This window comes from Treponema sp. OMZ 840 (assembly GCF_050937815.1).
Lineage (GTDB): Bacteria > Spirochaetota > Spirochaetia > Treponematales > Treponemataceae > Treponema_C.
Genome location: NZ_JACDIJ010000001.1, coordinates 208,521 through 224,017, shown reverse-complemented (window position 1 = coordinate 224,017; position 15,497 = coordinate 208,521). Strand labels below are relative to the sequence as shown.

The following is a 15,497-nucleotide window of genomic DNA, read 5'->3' as shown; positions in this document are numbered from 1 at the left end:
CGGAGGTTTGCATGATTACGCTTGAAAATATCAGAACCGATATGCAGCAGCTTCTTGAGCAGGATCAAAACCTTCGTTATGTTGAAGTCCGTGCCGATACGTTGGAAGAAGCTTTAGCCGATGCCGCCGCACAGCTCAATACCCGACCTATGATGTTGGAATATGAAGTGCTGGAGCAAGGTTTTAAAGGCTTTGCCGGCATGATGAAAAAGCCTTGGTTTCTTCGTATATATGAAAACACCGCCTTGACGCAAAAGACATTAAAAAAGAAAAAAAGCAAAGATATTCTTTCGGGTGCCTTTGAAGATGAAGGTAAACCCAAAGATATTGACGGTATTTTTTATGTGCGCTATTTCGGCTCTCAAATAAACTTAAAAGTTATCCCGCCCGTGGGCAAGGGCGTGCCGGTTGATCTTGAAAGCGTTATGGCGAGGGTTAAGCGTTCCGATACCCTGTCCCTTGAAGAAAATGTTATTAAAAAAACGGTGGAAAACGGTTCCGACGGCGAATATATACCTATCGGCTTATATTCTCATAACCAAGCCGGAGATGCGACTTTTTATGTTGAAGTCAGCAACGATGAAATGAAAGCGAGCATTATAGCTTCCGCACCGGCTATAGGCGGTGCGGAAATATCCGCAGACCGTATAATGAAAATGCTTGATGCACAGCGTATCGTTGTGGGTATAAATAAAGAATATATAGATTCCTTTGTCGATAAACCCGTGTACGGTACTCCCTTTGTCGTTGCAGAAGGTACGGAACCGGTAGACGGCCGCGACGCTTATATCGCTTATAATTTTGAAACGGATCGTTCCAAACTGCGCATAAAAGAAACCGAGTCGGGACAGGTAAACTTTAAAGAATTGAATCTCATTCAAAACGTTATAGAAGGACAAACCCTTGCACAAAAGATTCCGGCCGAAAGGGGCAGGGGCGGAAAAACCCTGTTCGGACGTTATTTGGAAGCAAAAAACGGAAAAGATATACATATTCCGCTGGGAAAAAACGTAAACCTCGATACCGACGGGCGGACGGTATTGGCTGCCGTTAACGGTCAAGTTCTTTTGGTGAACGATAAAATAACCGTCGAACCTGTTATGGAATTGGAAAGCGTCAACATAAAAACCGGAAACATTACCTTTTTGGGTGCGGTTATCATTAAGGGAAATGTTGAAGACGGCTTTGATGTGCATGCTTCCGGCAATATAGAAGTTCACGGAAGTGTCGGAAGCAGCCGCCTTGAAGCCGATAACGGCGATATTGTCGTATCGCGGGGAATTATGGGTAAAGATAAGGGCTATATCAAAGCCGGGAAATCTTTATGGGCAAAATTCATTCAAAACTGTACGGTTGAATCAGAAGAATTTATTATTGTTCAAGACGGTATTATAAACTCTACCGTTACCGCGAATAAAAAAGTGCTTGTACAGGGTAAACGGGCAAGTATTATCGGCGGACATATTTTTGCTACTGAAGAGATATATGCAAAAAATGTGGGTAACAGCACCGGAGGAAGCGAAACCGTGCTTGAAGTCGGCTTCGATCCCAAAGCAAAAAAGCGTCTTGATGAATTGATTGCCTTGCAGGATACCCGTGCCAAGGAACTCGATGAAGTCGAATTAAACATTCAAACGCTTCAAAATCAAAAAAAAGTAAGAAGAACGCTTTCGCACGAAAAAGAAGAAAATTTAACCGCTCTTATTGCACGTCAAAGCGATATACAAGCCGAAACGGAAGAAATGACAAGAGAAATTCAGGAATTGCAAACATATTTGCGTGAGTTAAAGGTGGTCGGCAAAATTTCCGTTTCCGGTACGGTATATTCCGGAGTTAAGATTTTTATCAGGGATATTAAAGAAGAAGTACGCAATGAATCGAAAGCGGTAACCTTTTTTTATGAAAACGGCTTTATCCGGTACGGTAAATACGAACCGCCTTCGGAGGCCGATACCAAACGGAGTCCCGATGGCTATTCAACCAATTGATTTGCAAACATTGTATTCTCAACTGGCTAATGTGTCAAAAAACGTCGCGTTTCAACAGCAGGGCGCACAGCTTCAAAACGCCATTCAACAAGAAGAGCACAGCAAGCGTCTTAAAGAGCAGCATGAAGCCGTTGAAGCGGCGGTGAATCACGATGAAGGACCCGGTGCGGTAAAAAATAAAAGCGGCGGTGCTTCCCCGGAAAAAGAAAAAAAAGACAAACAAAAAAGCGGTTCCGACGCGCAAACCGACGATAAAATTATGGAAGTAATTAAGGATCCCCGCCTGGGACAACATATCGATATATCCGGATAAAAAAATGGCACAAACGTTTTTATTGATTTTTATAACGCTCATAAACCTTGTTCTTTGGTGTGTGTTTTTTGTTCGATTAAAAAAGAAATTTGCTTCCCAAGCCCTTCTCACCGATATAAAAAACGAAGTTAATAAACTTTTAATAGAAATAAACAGAACCGTCGATCAGGATATTACACTTATAGAAAACCGCATACAGGATTTAAAAGCGCTTATACAGGCGGCCGACCGGCGTTTGAATTTCGTACAAAAAGAAGAACAAGAGCGTTTACGGGAAAATGCCGTTTTAACAAAGCTGTCGTCAAAACCGGCGCCGAATTCGCAAATAAAAACCGCAGCGCAAAGATATCAAAACATGAAGAGGTCTTCCGCTTCCGACGACGTACAGTTATCGATCAATTTCGATTCGTATAAAAATATTGAAGAACCCGAAATTATATCCGCTCCCGCACACGCGGAAGCTCCGCTAAAAGACAAGGTAATCACCTTATATTCCGAGGGTATGTCGATTGACGATATTTCAAAAAAGTTAAAATTATCGATAACCGAAGTGCAGTTTATTATCGATTTGTTTTCACGCTGATTTTTTATTTTTTTGTTTTGACATATTGACACAAATATCGTAAAACTGTATTATGTATAACGTTATGCCGCTGTAGCTCAGTCGGTAGAGCAATGGACTGAAAATCCATGTGTCGACAGTTCGATTCTGTCCGGCGGCATTAAGGGGCTTTCATAAAGGTGTGTGCTTTTGTGAAAGCCTTTTAACTTTACGGATACTTATATGGATTGGTTGCTGTTTACCGGAAAAAAAACTAAAAAACATATAGATGCGCTTAGCTCGTTTTTTGATGATAAAAAAGTACATTATACCGTAATTAAAGCCGATTCCGAAAAATTTCTTTGTGCAAATCAATCCGAAAATACTTGTTTTGAATATATCAGCCGAATAAATAAAGCGACGCATTGTATTTGTTTAGGCGCCGATACTATTCCCGTATCGCCGCTTTTTATGTATGCCGTCGGTTTGTTTTCGGGAAAACAGCTTGCCGTGTTTTCAGTACCCTCCGTACAAATGCTGCCGTCATGCATCGGTTCTTCGTTCGGTCAATCTTTTTACGATGTGGATGCTTTGCTTGCATCTTTAAAAAAAGATTTTCCGCTGTATGTTAAACAGGAAGTTCAAGATTCGGTTAAAAAGAAGTTATTTCATTTAGGTATTCCGCTTACACCCGATTCTTTTTCAAACTATATTGCCCGCGGAGATTTGGATACCTCAAAACTGTTTTTAAAAGCGGGAATGGATGTAAATATCCGCGATTCGGCAGGCACCCCTATGCTTTCCATAGCGGCCCGCAGCAATAAAGAACCTTTAGTATCGTGGCTTATCAAAAAAGGTGCCGATATAAATGCCGCCTCAGAAGACAGAGGTTATACGCCTTTGATGGATGCTGTGTGGAAAAATAATTATGAAATTGCCGATATTTTGGTAAAAGCCGGCGCGCAGATAAATACCGTTGCTAAAGACGGGCAGCCGCTTATGGTTATTGCAACCGGTATTTGTAATATAAAAATTTGTAAATTGCTTTATGCAAACGGCGGTGATGTTTTTTTGAAAGACCGGATGGGGCTGTCGGCGCTTGATTATGCAAGGGTATTCAAAAAACAAATTCTTATAGATTTATTCGAATCGTCGCGCTGATGAAAACAATCGTATGTACCGGAGGGGGTACGGGCGGACATATTTATCCGGGGTTGGCGGTTGCCGATGAATTAAAAGAGCTTTGTCCCGATGTGCGTATTGTGTGGTTCGGATCTTCTTCCGGCCGCGATAAAGAAATGGTGCTTGCCAATAAAAATGCGGCGGGTTTTTCTTCCGTCGATGCCTTTGTAGGCATTCCTTCCGGCAAATTGCGGCGTTATTTTTCGTTTCGTACCTTTGCGGACGTATTTAAAGTTGCCGCAGGTTTTTTTACCGCTTTTTTCCATTTAGCCCGCATAAAACCCTGTGCCGTTTTTTCCAAAGGAGGTTTTGTAAGTGTACCTCCGTGTGCCGCCGCGTTTTTTTTGCGTATCCCCGTTTATACTCATGAATGCGACTTTTCTCCCGGTCTTGCCACACGCTTAAACAGCCGTTTTGCCTCTTGTATTTTGCTTTCATACGAACAGTCCCGCCGTTTTTTCCCCGAAAAAATGCAACCTTTTCTTTCGGTAACGGGAAATCCGGTGCGTTCGGCTTTTTACACGGCAGATGCCGTAAAAGGACGGCTTTTTTTGGGACTTGACCGAAAAAGCGAAAGCGAAGCAGACAAAACGGAAACAAACGAAAGCGTAAAAAAATCCCGTGCGGAAGAAAAACCTCTGTTGCTTGTTTTGGGCGGTTCGAGCGGAGCACATCAAATAAACAATCTTGTTTTTAAAAATTTCGATTGGCTGTGCGAGCGTTTTATACTCGTTCATCAAACGGGGCGGGGAAACGATTACGAACGAGCCCTTTGCCCCGAATATGAGAGCGCGCGGCAAAATAAAAATTATCTTCCGTATGATTTTATTTACAGCGATATGCCCCATGTTATAGCCGCAAGCGATATTGTGTTTTCGCGCTCCGGTGCAAACAGCTTATGGGAATGCGCGGTTTGTGCAAAACCCATGCTTTTGCTGCCGCTTGCAGGCTCCGGAACTCGAGGCGATCAAGTTGAAAACGCTGCACGCTTTGCACAACAAGGAGCCGCCTTGGTTATACAGCCGCTTACTGCCGGAGCGCCGGCCGGAAAGGCGTCGAGTGCGGAAGAAAAATTATCGCTCGATTTAAAATCGAATCTTAAAAAAATGTGCGACGTCGATTTTCGTACCGCTATGGGAAAAAATGCTTTAAAATCGGCCGGAACGGAAAAGAGCGCACAAAAAATTGCCGATATTCTATACAGGGGAGTATTAGCAAAAAATGACTTTTAATTTTCTTGACATTATTTTTTTTGTAATTATCTTATTATGCGGCATACAGGGGGCAGTAAACGGTTTTGTAAAAGAGTTTTTCGGCAAAGCCGCCTTTGTTACCGGTATATTCGGTGCGGTAATGCTTTATGCCAAATTGTCGCCCTATATAAACCGCTATGTAGAATCTCAGTTTGTTTCACAAATCCTTGCGTTTTTGCTTATATTTGTTTTAATTTATTTGATAATCCGCTTAATACAACAATTGGTCGGCGGTTTTTTTTCCGGCGAAATAATGACGGGTTTGGATAGGGCTTTGGGCTTTTTTTTCGGAACGGCTGAAGGTTTATTGCTGGTTTGTTTTGTGCTTGTCGTTTTATATGCGCAACCCTGGTTCGGAATCGGAGTTCTTGTACATAAAAGTTTTTTTCACAACTTTCTTCAAGATATTTTAGCAAAACCGGTAAGTAAGGTTCAAGACTTTATCGCTTTTGTCCTTTATACGGGAGAAAGTTACCGTGTTTGAAAATCTTTTGTACCAGCCTGCAGCGGAACTTTTAAGCGATGATATTGCCGGCGGAAAGCTGCCCCAAGCATTGCTTTTTTTCGGCCCTCCGTTGTCGGGAAAATTAACTGCGGCCCTTGAAACGGCACGTGTACTTTCATGCTCACAAAGCCCCTGCGGAACTTGGCAATGTACTTGTCCTTCATGCTTAAAACATAAAAGCTTGGTAAGTTCCGGCTTGCTTTTAGCCGGCAGCCGTGACTGCAGTTTGGAAATTGCCGCCTCCGCCCAAACTTTGCGCAGCGCCGCACGGCAAAACGCCTCATATATAACTGCGGCGCGCTATCTTTTTGTCCGAAGTGTCCGTAAATTAACCAACCGCTTCAGCCAAGTGTTATGGGAAGGCGATGAAAAAATTTCAAAGATAGCGGCGATTACTTCGGTTATCGAAGAACTTTTGGAAGAAGCCGATCCGCAGCGTCCCCTGCAGGATATAAGCGCTTTGGAAAAAACCGTCGAAAATTTGCTTTCGCAGTGCATTAAACTTGAATCGGCTTTTATGTACGATTCTATTCCCGTATCCCATATACGCAAAGCTTCTGCGTGGGCGCGGCTTACCGCATCGGAGGGAAAGCGCGTACTTATCTTTGAACATGCCGACCGCATGCAGGACAGTGTAAAAAACGCTTTATTGAAAATTCTCGAAGAGCCGCCGGCCGATGCTTTTTTTATTTTAACTGCAGAACGTAAAAACGCCGTACTGCCGACAATTCTTTCCCGTGTCAGAACTTACGGTTTTAGCGAACGTACTGCCGATCAGCAAAAAGAGGTTATTCAACGTATTTTTCATGAAGACGGCATCGGTTCGGTCGGTGCATACTTAAACGGATTTTTACCGGTCGGCTCGGAAGATATAGAAAAAGCCGCTTTTGACTTTACCGATACTTTGCATCACAATGATGTTCCCGATATAGACGCCCTCGTAAAAAAGATGAAAAATTTCGAACCGCGCATTATCTTGTCTTTATTTTTTAACTTTGTTTTAGCGGCCGTAAAAGAGCAATCGCAACGTATGCCCGACTCTCTTACGTACCGCGACCGTATAGCTGATGCGGTTAAACGCTCGTATGAAGATATTACCGTGTATAACCAATCGCCTGTTGCCGCCATGGAAAGCTTGGCTTATGCATTTTTAGAGGAGGCGGTTTCGCCTTGATACATCCGAAAAGAGGCATGCGATGAGAGATTTTGTAAAACGTGTAACCGGTAAAATTTCAAAATTAACGCCCGATCAAATTCAGCGCCTTTTTGATGTTTTAAATGACGAAGCCGAATTGCTTGACGCCGTATTCGAATCCTTGAGTACCGGCCTTATCATTTGCGATTCGCAATGGCATCCTATTTTAATAAACAAAACCGCTTTACGGCACATTCCGCTCAATACACAGGGAGCGGTAAATGCCTGTGTTTGGGAACTTGTAGACGATGACAATATGGCTGACTTTTTAAAAGCAAACAGTGCAACGCAAAAAAAATACATAAGCGAAGAATTTACCCTTTCGACCCCTGCAGGGGCGGTGCGTTTTGTACATATATCCGTTTTGCCCTTAGTCCGTTCAAAAAAACTTTCCGGCTATATCGTACAAGCGGAAGACATAACCGAAAAACGCAACCAAGAAACCCTTATCAGGCGTATGGAAAATTTGGCAAGTTTAACCAATTTGGCGGCAAGCGTTGCCCATGAAATAAAAAATCCGCTCGGGGCAATAAGCATTCATATACAATTAATTCAAAAAGCCTTAAAAAAAGCCCGACAGGGCGACGGTGTACTGCCGGATAAAAAATATGTTGAAAAGTATCTGGAAACCGTCAATGAAGAAATCGACAGACTCAATCAAATAATAGTCGATTTTTTATTTGCCGTTCGTCCCGTTCATGCGGAATTGGAAGCCGTCAATCCCGTTGCACAAATGCAAACCTTCATCGATTTTGTAAAAGCCGAACTTAACCAAAAGCATATTGTTTTACAAACCGAATTTATTGAAAAAGCTCCTCATATTATGCTGGATACAAAGCTTTTCCGCCAAATATTGAATAATTTGGTTCAAAATGCAATTGCCGCAATGCCCGAAGGCGGCGTATTATGGATGAGCGCTGCCGTAAAAAACGACCGTTTTGTCGTAAGTGTTGCCGATTCGGGAGAGGGTATGGACGAACAAACCGTCAGCCGCATTTTTGAGCCTTATTTTACGACAAAGGCGCAAGGAACGGGTTTGGGCTTGACTATGGTATATAAAATCATTAAAGAATTCGGCGGCGACATAAGTGTAAAATCCTTTCCGGGAGAAGGAACCGTTTTTGCTATGAGTTTCCCGATACCGCAAAAAGAACGGCGGCTTTTGGAGTACAGTGGAGAATAAATTATGCAGTACACGATTTTGATTATAGACGATGAAAAAAACATACGCGAAGGTTTGGGCGCCGCTCTTGAAATGGAAGGTTATAAAATCGCCTTAGCGCCCGACGGTAAAGCCGGTTTGGAACGTATTATGCAAGGCGATATCGATTTGGTTATAACCGATTTGCGTATGCCGCAGGTAAGCGGTGAACAAGTGCTTGCAAAGGTTGCGGCCGAAACTCCCGGCGTACCCGTTATTGTGCTTACCGGTCACGGAAGCATAGACACCGCGGTGGACGCGATGAGAAACGGCGCTTATGATTTTTTAACTAAGCCTTTGAATCTTGACCAATTAATCCTTATCGTAAAGCGTGCTTTACAAGGAAGAGAACTTGCATTAAAGCATAAAGAATTACAGGAAGAATTGAATAACCGTAAATCTTTTGAATCGATTATCGGAAAAAGCGCCGAAATGCAAAAAATATTCGAAATTGTGCGTAAAGCGGCGAATTCAAAGGCTTCCGTTCTTATTACGGGTGAAAGCGGCGTCGGAAAAGAATTGATTGCAAACGCACTGCACAATTTGTCGCCCAGACGCGACAATTCGCTTATAAAGGTCCACTGCGCCGCCTTGTCGGAAAATCTGCTTGAAAGCGAATTGTTCGGCCATGAAAAGGGCGCTTTTACGGGTGCTTCGGCCCGTAAGCGCGGCCGCTTTGAACTTGCAAACGGCGGCACGATTTTTTTGGATGAAATCGGAGAAATCGATCAAAACGTGCAAATAAAAATTTTACGCGTTTTGCAGGATAAGCGCTTTGAGCGTGTCGGCGGCGAAGAAACGCTGGAAGTAGATGTACGAGTTATAGCCGCAACAAATCGCGATTTGGAGCGGGAAATAACCGAAGGACGTTTTCGCGAAGATTTATATTATCGGCTCAATGTCGTACATATTCATGTACCCCCGCTTCGCGAGCGGCGTGACGATATTCCCTTGCTTATTACCGCGTTTTTACAGGAATTTGCAAAAGAAAACGGGAAAGTTATCGAGGGTATCGATACCCGCGCACGTTCCGCATTATATAAATTCGATTGGCCGGGTAATATCCGCCAATTACGCAATTGTTTGGAAAGTGCCGTTGTCATGTGTTCCGGCCCGGTAATAAAACTTGAAGATTTGCCTCCGACGATTGCCGGCAGCACTTCCGCCGATATTATTGAAGTGCCCGCGGGTATACCTATGTCGGAGTCGGAAAAGATTCTTATTTTGCAAAATCTTGCCATCAATAAGGGAAATAAAACAAAAACCGCCGATATTCTCGGCATAGGGCGAAAAACCCTGCATCGAAAACTTGACGAATATGCCGGTAAAACAGGCGGCAGCGATTAAAACTGCTGTCCGTTATTTCGGTTAAACCACGCTTCTATATTTTTAAAAGCTTTATGAAGCCTTACCGTTGCATCGAGCGCGGATTTTTGTTTTTTCGGATCGGCTTCATATTTATCCGGATGATAGCTGTGTAAAAGCCGTTTATACCGTTTTTTGCAGTTTTGGAAATCGGTAAACGCAGTAAAACCTAAAACTCTAAAATCTTCGATGAGCTGCATCGGAGGCGCTTTGTACACAATACCGCGCGCACGGGCGGTTTGTTCCGATTTGTTTTTTTCAATGCGGCTTTTGGGACCTTGATATGTAAAAGTTTTTTTATCCGTACTTGTATTCGGCTCCTCTTCTGACCCGCTTTTGCTCCGCGCGGCTTGTGTACGGTTTTGCTTTTGCAAATCCTCATCGTCTATATAATCTTTTAAAACCGAACCGAGCCGGTCAAACAGATTGTCGGAATTCATGTTACGACAGTATATATCAATATACGGGATTTGTCAGCACTGCCGTTTATTTTATTGCTCTATTGAAGCGGTTCCGGTAAGAGCCTACGCTCTGGCGGCTTACGGTTATGCGGCATAATAAAAAGACTTTCCATTTTCGGTACAATGTGATATACTATATTCCATGAAAATCAAAAAACGCCGTTTCGGTGTTTTGTCCGACGGAACAAAACTTACCCTGTATACCTTAAGCAATACTTCAATGGCCTTTTCGGTAACCGATTACGGCTGCATTATCACAAGCCTCTTTGTGCCCGATAAACAGGGGAAACTTGAAGATATTGTACTCGGCTATTCCACTATTGAAGGCTATATAAACGATATAAATACCTATTTCGGCTCCTGTGTCGGACGCTATGCAAACCGTATCGCAAACGCCCGCTTTTCTTTAAACGGAACCGAATACCGCTTGGACGCAAACGACGGGACTGCCTGTTTGCACGGCGGCTTTCACGGTTATAACCGTATGGTATGGGATTCGAAGGCATTTCGAAAAAACGATGAAATAGGAGTGCGCTTTTCCCGTACTTCCTGCGACGGGGAGCAGGGCTTTCCGGGTAAGCTTAAAATCGAAGTCGAATACGCGCTTACAAAAACGAACGAATTGATTTTCCGCTACAAGGCCGCCGCAAAAAAAGATACGGTTGTGTGCCTTACAAATCATTCCTATTATAATTTGGCAGGGGAGGGGGCGCCCGATATTTTATCTCACCGTATGCGCATACATGCGGACTCGTATCTACCCGTCAATTCCGATTTGATTCCGCTTAAAAAAACACCGGTCGAAAAAACACCCTTCGATTTCCGCGCATTTAAAACAGTCGGTCAGGATATAAAAAAAGCCGGCGGCGGCTACGACCACTGTTTTTGTATCGATAAAACGCAAAAAAACTATACCGAAGGGGCGGCAAAGGGCCTGTTTTTATGCGCCGAAGTTGAAGAAAGCGTAAGCGGCCGCATGATGAGCGTGTACACCGACTGTCCCGGCGTTCAGTTTTATACGGGAAACTTTTTAAACGTCGCCTCCGGCAAAAACGGTTTACCCTATAAAAAACACGCAGGCTTTTGCCTTGAAACCGAAGCTTTTCCCGATTCGCCGAACCGAAGCGATTTTCCTTCCGCTGTCGTAAAGGCGGGAACGGTGTATGAAAGCCGCACGGTACACAAATTCGGCCTTATCGGCGGTTGATTTATTTTTGGCAAAACGTTATTCTATATAAAGCTATTTTACGAGGGGTTCTATGGACGTCCAATTACAAGAGTTGATCGACAAAATCAAAAAAGACGGAGTTGCTTCCGCAGAAGCGGCGGCAGCGGATATTATTGCACAAGCGGAAAAAAAGGCTGCCGCCGTTATTGCCGAAGCCGAAAATAAGGCTTCCGGCATTATAAAAAATGCAAAAACCGAAACCGAACGGCTTGAAAAAGCGAGTATCGATGCGGTCAGTCAGGCAAGCCGCAACGTTTTGATTGCCTTCCGCGACGGCATAAACGCTCAGCTTGACGCTTTTATAAAAACCGAAACCGAAAAAGCCTATTCTGCGGATATGCTGAAAACCTTAATTCCCGAAACGGTAAAAGCATGGACGTCCCGAAGCGATTCGGACGGGATTTCCGTACTGTTGAGCGAAAAAGACCGCAAAGCTTTGGAAAGCGGTTTTATGAGCGCATTAAAAGACCACATTGCCAAGGGGCTTGAAATAAAAACGGATGCAAACCTGAGCTCAGGATTCCGTATCGGTACCAAGGACGGCCGCGCATATTACGATTTTTCGGCTGAAGCCGTTGCAAATCTTTTTGCCGCCTATCTCAATGAGCGTACCGCGCAAATTCTTAAAAATGCGGCATCTGCTGCGGAAGGAAGCCGATAGTGAGCAGCCGCTATTATCTTGCGGCGCAGCTTCCGGCTTTTTCAATTAACGCCGCTTCGGCTTTGCCGATTACGGAAGACTATTTTACCGATTTATGTACGCGCTGTTTGGACGAAGGATCCGTAAAAATTTTAAAATCGCTTTCGCTTGAACCGCCGCGCGTGCAAAAGCCGACAGGCTCGGCCTTTGTGGATGCATGGTATGATTGGGAACGTTCTTTGCGCTATGCCCTTGTACAGGTGAGGGCTGCAAAACTTAAAAAGGAATTTTCCGTAAACGCCCAAAGTCTTCCTGCCGACATTGTGCAAATTGCCCGCACCGCATCCGGTATGGCAAGCCCGCTGGAAGCCGAAGAATTTTTAAATACGGAAAGAGCCGCCGTTTTGGAAACCCTGCGTCCGATAGACGGATTTTCCGTCGATTCGTTTTTTTATTACGCATTAAAACTGAAACTTGCGGTTCGCATAAAGAAGTTTAATACAGAGGCCGGAATGAACGCATACCGCGCCATTTACGACAGAATTCTTGGAGAAGCAACATGACGGATACAAAAGGAAAGGTTATCGGCGTCAACGGTAACATGATAAGCGTACAGTTTGACGGAATCGTCGCGCTGAACGAAGTCGGCTATGTAAAGGTCGCAGGCAAAAGCCTTAAAAGCGAAGTTATCCGCATACGGGGAGATCAGGCCCAAATGCAGGTATTTGAAATGACCAAGGGCATTCAAACCGGGGACGAGGTAACGTTTACCGGCGATATGCTTTCGGTTGAATTGGGACCGGGCCTTTTAGGGCAGGTATTCGACGGTTTGCAAAACCCGCTGCCCCAGCTTGCAGAGCAAGCCGGTTTCTTTTTGGAGCGCGGTATTTATTTGGACGCCCTTCCCGACGAAACTTTGTGGGATTTTACGCCGACGGTAAAAGCCGGCGCAACCGTGCGCAAGGGAGACCCTGTAGGAACGGTTCCCGAAGGCCCCTTTATGCATAAAATCATGGTGCCCTTTTATATGAACGACACCTATACGGTAAAGTCGGTTATCAATGCAGGACAAAAGCGCTTAAAAGACGAAATCGCCGTTTTAACCGACAGCAAGGGAAAAGACCATTCCATCACAATGAGCTTTAACTGGCCGGTAAAGCGCGCTATCGACTGCTATGCGGAGCGTCTTAAGCCCGAACAAACAATGGTAACCAAAATCCGCCTTATCGACACCTTTTTCCCCGTTGCAAAGGGCGGAACCTATTGTATCCCCGGCCCCTTCGGTGCGGGTAAAACCGTTTTACAGCATACCACGAGCCGTAACGCCGACGTCGATATCGTTATCGTCGCCGCTTGCGGCGAGAGAGCCGGTGAAGTTGTAGAAATCTTAAAAGAATTTCCCGAATTAACCGACCCCCGCACGGGACGCTCCCTTATGGAACGTACCATCATCATTTGCAATACTTCGTCCATGCCGGTTGCCGCGCGCGAAGCTTCCGTATACACGGGCGTTACGCTGGCCGAATACTACCGCCAAATGGGCTTACACGTATTGCTTTTGGCAGACTCTACGAGCCGCTGGGCACAGGCTTTGCGCGAAATGTCCGGCCGCTTGGAAGAAATACCGGGCGAAGAAGCATTCCCCGCATACTTGGAATCCTACATCGCGGCCTTTTACGAGCGCGCAGGTATTGTCCGCCTTTCCGACGGTTCAACCGGTTCGGTAACCATCGGCGGTACCGTTTCTCCTGCGGGCGGTAACTTTGAAGAGCCGGTAACGCAGGCTACGCTGAAGGTTGTCGGTTCCTTCCACGGCTTGTCGCGCGAAAGATCCGATGCGCGTAAATATCCTGCCATCAATCCCTTGGATTCGTGGTCGAAATATACAAGCGTTATCCGCGAAGACTGGGTAAACTTTGCCCGCCGCATGTTTAAGCGCGGTACCGATGTTGAAGCGATGATGAAGGTTGTCGGTGAAGAAGGTACGAGTTTGGCAGACTTTATCGAGTATTTAAAGGCCGACTTTTTAGACGCCGTATACTTCCAGCAAAACTCATTCGACGAAGTCGATTCTTCCGCCGAAGTTGAACGCCAAACCTACGTGTTTAAGCTTTTGCTGCGCGTGCTCGGTTCGGACTTTAACCTTCCCGGAAAAGACGAAGCGCGCTCTTTCTTTAACCGATTGCGCCAGCAGTTTATCGACTGGAACTATACGCTGTGGCAAAGCGCCGAATTCAAAGAAAAAGAAAAAGATATTGAATCCCTGTATGATTCGATGTCGGGAAAACTCGTTGCCGAAGCTCAGGCTTTGCTTAAGGACGGTGAATAATGAATAAGGTATACAGTAAAATAGAATCAATCAACGGAAGCGTTATCACTGTCCGTGCCGAAGGCGTAAAAAACGGAGAGCTTGCCGAAATCGAAACCTCGTTCGGTACTTCGTTAGCCGAAGTAACCCGTATTGCAGGCGATACCGTTTCTTTACAGGTTTTTGCAGGCGGACGCGGCGTTTCCACGGGAGATCAAATCCGCTTTTTGGGTCATGAAATGCAGGTAAGCTTTTCGGAAAACCTTTTGGGACGCATTTTCGACGGTTCCGGCGACCCGCGCGATAAGGGGCCGGCCCTTCATGAAAACCTCGTCGAAATCGGCGGTCCTTCGGTTAACCCCTCAAAGCGTATTATGGCGCGCCGCATGATCCGAACGGGTATTCCGATGATCGACGTATTCAACTCACTCGTCGTATCTCAAAAACTGCCGATTTTCAGTATATCGGGCGAACCCTATAACCAGCTTTTGGCGCGCATAGCTATGCAGGCCGAAGTAGACGTTATCGTTTTGGGCGGCATGGGCTTAAAGTACGACGATTATCTGTACTTTAAAAGCGAACTTGAAAACGGAGGCGCTTTAAGCCGCACCGTTATGTTCGTTCACACCGCCGCCGACCCGACGGTTGAATGTTTGAAAATCCCCGATATGTCGCTTGCCGTCGCCGAGCAGTTCGCCCTTCAGGGAAAGGACGTTCTCGTTCTTTTAACCGATATGACGAACTTTGCCGACTCGATGAAAGAAATCGCCATCACTCAGGAACAGGTTCCGTCAAACCGCGGTTATCCGGGCGATTTGTACAGCCAGCTTGCCGCGCGCTACGAAAAAGCGGTCGACTTTGATTCGGCCGGTTCGGTTACGATTTTGGCGGTTACGACCATGCCCGGAGACGACGTGACCCACCCGGTTCCCGACAATACCGGCTACATTACCGAAGGCCAGTATTATTTAAAGGGCGGCCGTATCGAGCCTTTCGGAAGTTTGTCGCGCTTAAAGCAAAACGTCAACAATAAAACCCGCGACGACCACCGCACCCTTATGGACAGTATGATCCGCCTGTATGCATCGTACAAAGACACCCTCGAAAAAAAATCGATGGGCTTTATGATGTCCGAATGGGACGAAAAGCTTTTAAAATACGGGGCTATGTTCGAAAAAGAAATGATGGACTTGTCCATCAACGTTCCGCTTGAAAGCGCCCTCGATATGGGCTGGAAGATTCTCGCCTCCTGCTTTAAGAGCGAAGAAACGGGTATAAAGTCCGAATTGATTGCAAAATACTGGCGCGAGGCGTAAA

15 protein-coding genes and 1 tRNA gene are annotated in these 15,497 nt (G+C 45.2%); 15 read left to right on the top strand and 1 reads right to left on the bottom strand.

Annotated elements, in window-relative coordinates:
* Window positions 1-11: 11 nt before the first annotated feature.
* From H0R92_RS01115 to H0R92_RS01070, 10 genes are all read left to right on the top strand, one after another.
* Window positions 12-1,988 (top strand): FapA family protein, encoded by a 1,977-nt coding sequence (locus tag H0R92_RS01115; RefSeq protein ID WP_432960291.1) that lies wholly within the window; start codon window positions 12-14, stop codon window positions 1,986-1,988.
* Window positions 1,969-2,301, top strand: a complete 333-nt coding sequence (locus H0R92_RS01110) for a hypothetical protein (protein WP_432960289.1) — start codon at window positions 1,969-1,971, stop codon at window positions 2,299-2,301. Before H0R92_RS01115 ends, H0R92_RS01110 begins: the two co-directional genes overlap by 20 nt.
* Before the next feature lie 4 nt (window positions 2,302-2,305).
* Window positions 2,306-2,884, top strand: a complete 579-nt coding sequence (locus H0R92_RS01105) for a DUF6115 domain-containing protein (protein WP_432960287.1) — start codon at window positions 2,306-2,308, stop codon at window positions 2,882-2,884.
* A 66-nt stretch (window positions 2,885-2,950) separates the two neighbouring features.
* Window positions 2,951-3,023, top strand: a tRNA-Phe gene (locus tag H0R92_RS01100).
* Between the two features lie 62 nt (window positions 3,024-3,085).
* The gene (locus H0R92_RS01095; RefSeq protein WP_432960286.1) at window positions 3,086-4,003 is read left to right on the top strand and encodes an ankyrin repeat domain-containing protein; all 918 of its coding nucleotides are present in this window, start codon (window positions 3,086-3,088) and stop codon (window positions 4,001-4,003) included.
* The gene (locus tag H0R92_RS01090; RefSeq protein ID WP_432960284.1) at window positions 4,003-5,256 is read left to right on the top strand and encodes a UDP-N-acetylglucosamine--N-acetylmuramyl-(pentapeptide) pyrophosphoryl-undecaprenol N-acetylglucosamine transferase; all 1,254 of its coding nucleotides are present in this window, start codon (window positions 4,003-4,005) and stop codon (window positions 5,254-5,256) included. The genes H0R92_RS01095 and H0R92_RS01090 overlap by 1 nt, the downstream gene beginning before the upstream one ends.
* Entirely contained in the window at window positions 5,246-5,761 is a 516-nt protein-coding gene (locus H0R92_RS01085; protein WP_432960282.1) for a CvpA family protein, read from the top strand. The genes H0R92_RS01090 and H0R92_RS01085 overlap by 11 nt, the downstream gene beginning before the upstream one ends.
* The gene (locus H0R92_RS01080) at window positions 5,754-6,956 is read left to right on the top strand and encodes a DNA polymerase III (protein ID WP_432960280.1); all 1,203 of its coding nucleotides are present in this window, start codon (window positions 5,754-5,756) and stop codon (window positions 6,954-6,956) included. Before H0R92_RS01085 ends, H0R92_RS01080 begins: the two co-directional genes overlap by 8 nt.
* 22 nt (window positions 6,957-6,978) lie before the next feature.
* Window positions 6,979-8,160 (top strand): two-component system sensor histidine kinase NtrB, encoded by a 1,182-nt coding sequence (locus tag H0R92_RS01075; protein ID WP_432960278.1) that lies wholly within the window; start codon window positions 6,979-6,981, stop codon window positions 8,158-8,160.
* 3 nt (window positions 8,161-8,163) lie between these two features.
* A complete protein-coding gene (locus H0R92_RS01070; RefSeq protein WP_432960276.1) occupies window positions 8,164-9,525 on the top strand; it encodes a sigma-54-dependent transcriptional regulator in 1,362 nt (453 codons plus the stop codon).
* Here the strand turns inward: H0R92_RS01070 and H0R92_RS01065 are convergent.
* A complete protein-coding gene (locus tag H0R92_RS01065; protein ID WP_432960274.1) occupies window positions 9,522-9,983 on the bottom strand; it encodes a J domain-containing protein in 462 nt (153 codons plus the stop codon). The genes H0R92_RS01070 and H0R92_RS01065 overlap by 4 nt on opposite strands.
* Window positions 9,984-10,146: 163 nt before the next feature.
* Here H0R92_RS01065 and H0R92_RS01060 point away from each other — a divergent pair, with 163 nt between their 5' ends.
* Genes H0R92_RS01060 through H0R92_RS01040 form a run of 5 tightly spaced genes read left to right on the top strand, consistent with a single transcriptional unit; the run spans window position 10,147 to window position 15,496 of the window.
* Window positions 10,147-11,211 carry an aldose epimerase family protein gene (locus H0R92_RS01060; protein ID WP_432960272.1) on the top strand — a complete coding sequence of 355 codons (1,065 nt, stop codon included), beginning with the start codon at window positions 10,147-10,149 and terminating at the stop codon, window positions 11,209-11,211.
* A gap of 52 nt (window positions 11,212-11,263) precedes the next feature.
* Window positions 11,264-11,893, top strand: coding sequence for a V-type ATP synthase subunit E (locus H0R92_RS01055; RefSeq protein WP_432960270.1), 630 nt, complete (start codon window positions 11,264-11,266; stop codon window positions 11,891-11,893).
* Window positions 11,893-12,435 (top strand): hypothetical protein, encoded by a 543-nt coding sequence (locus H0R92_RS01050; protein WP_432960269.1) that lies wholly within the window; start codon window positions 11,893-11,895, stop codon window positions 12,433-12,435. Before H0R92_RS01055 ends, H0R92_RS01050 begins: the two co-directional genes overlap by 1 nt.
* A complete protein-coding gene (locus tag H0R92_RS01045) occupies window positions 12,432-14,201 on the top strand; it encodes a V-type ATP synthase subunit A (RefSeq protein WP_432960267.1) in 1,770 nt (589 codons plus the stop codon). The genes H0R92_RS01050 and H0R92_RS01045 overlap by 4 nt, the downstream gene beginning before the upstream one ends.
* The gene (locus H0R92_RS01040; RefSeq protein WP_428771778.1) at window positions 14,201-15,496 is read left to right on the top strand and encodes a V-type ATP synthase subunit B; all 1,296 of its coding nucleotides are present in this window, start codon (window positions 14,201-14,203) and stop codon (window positions 15,494-15,496) included. Before H0R92_RS01045 ends, H0R92_RS01040 begins: the two co-directional genes overlap by 1 nt.
* Window position 15,497 lies beyond the last annotated feature (1 nt).

Bases quoted from the DNA above. Each gene is read 5' to 3' on its own strand.
- H0R92_RS01115 (WP_432960291.1), top strand. From the start codon at position 12: ATGATTACGCTTGAAAATATCAGAACCGATATGCAGCAGCTTCTTGAG.
- H0R92_RS01110 (WP_432960289.1), top strand. From the start codon at position 1,969: ATGGCTATTCAACCAATTGATTTGCAAACATTGTATTCTCAACTGGCT.
- H0R92_RS01105 (WP_432960287.1), top strand. From the start codon at position 2,306: ATGGCACAAACGTTTTTATTGATTTTTATAACGCTCATAAACCTTGTT.
- H0R92_RS01095 (WP_432960286.1), top strand. From the start codon at position 3,086: ATGGATTGGTTGCTGTTTACCGGAAAAAAAACTAAAAAACATATAGAT.
- H0R92_RS01090 (WP_432960284.1), top strand. From the start codon at position 4,003: ATGAAAACAATCGTATGTACCGGAGGGGGTACGGGCGGACATATTTAT.
- H0R92_RS01085 (WP_432960282.1), top strand. From the start codon at position 5,246: ATGACTTTTAATTTTCTTGACATTATTTTTTTTGTAATTATCTTATTA.
- H0R92_RS01075 (WP_432960278.1), top strand. From the start codon at position 6,979: ATGAGAGATTTTGTAAAACGTGTAACCGGTAAAATTTCAAAATTAACG.
- H0R92_RS01070 (WP_432960276.1), top strand. From the start codon at position 8,164: ATGCAGTACACGATTTTGATTATAGACGATGAAAAAAACATACGCGAA.
- H0R92_RS01065 (WP_432960274.1), bottom strand. From the start codon at position 9,983: ATGAATTCCGACAATCTGTTTGACCGGCTCGGTTCGGTTTTAAAAGAT.
- H0R92_RS01060 (WP_432960272.1), top strand. From the start codon at position 10,147: ATGAAAATCAAAAAACGCCGTTTCGGTGTTTTGTCCGACGGAACAAAA.
- H0R92_RS01055 (WP_432960270.1), top strand. From the start codon at position 11,264: ATGGACGTCCAATTACAAGAGTTGATCGACAAAATCAAAAAAGACGGA.
- H0R92_RS01045 (WP_432960267.1), top strand. From the start codon at position 12,432: ATGACGGATACAAAAGGAAAGGTTATCGGCGTCAACGGTAACATGATA.
- H0R92_RS01040 (WP_428771778.1), top strand. From the start codon at position 14,201: ATGAATAAGGTATACAGTAAAATAGAATCAATCAACGGAAGCGTTATC.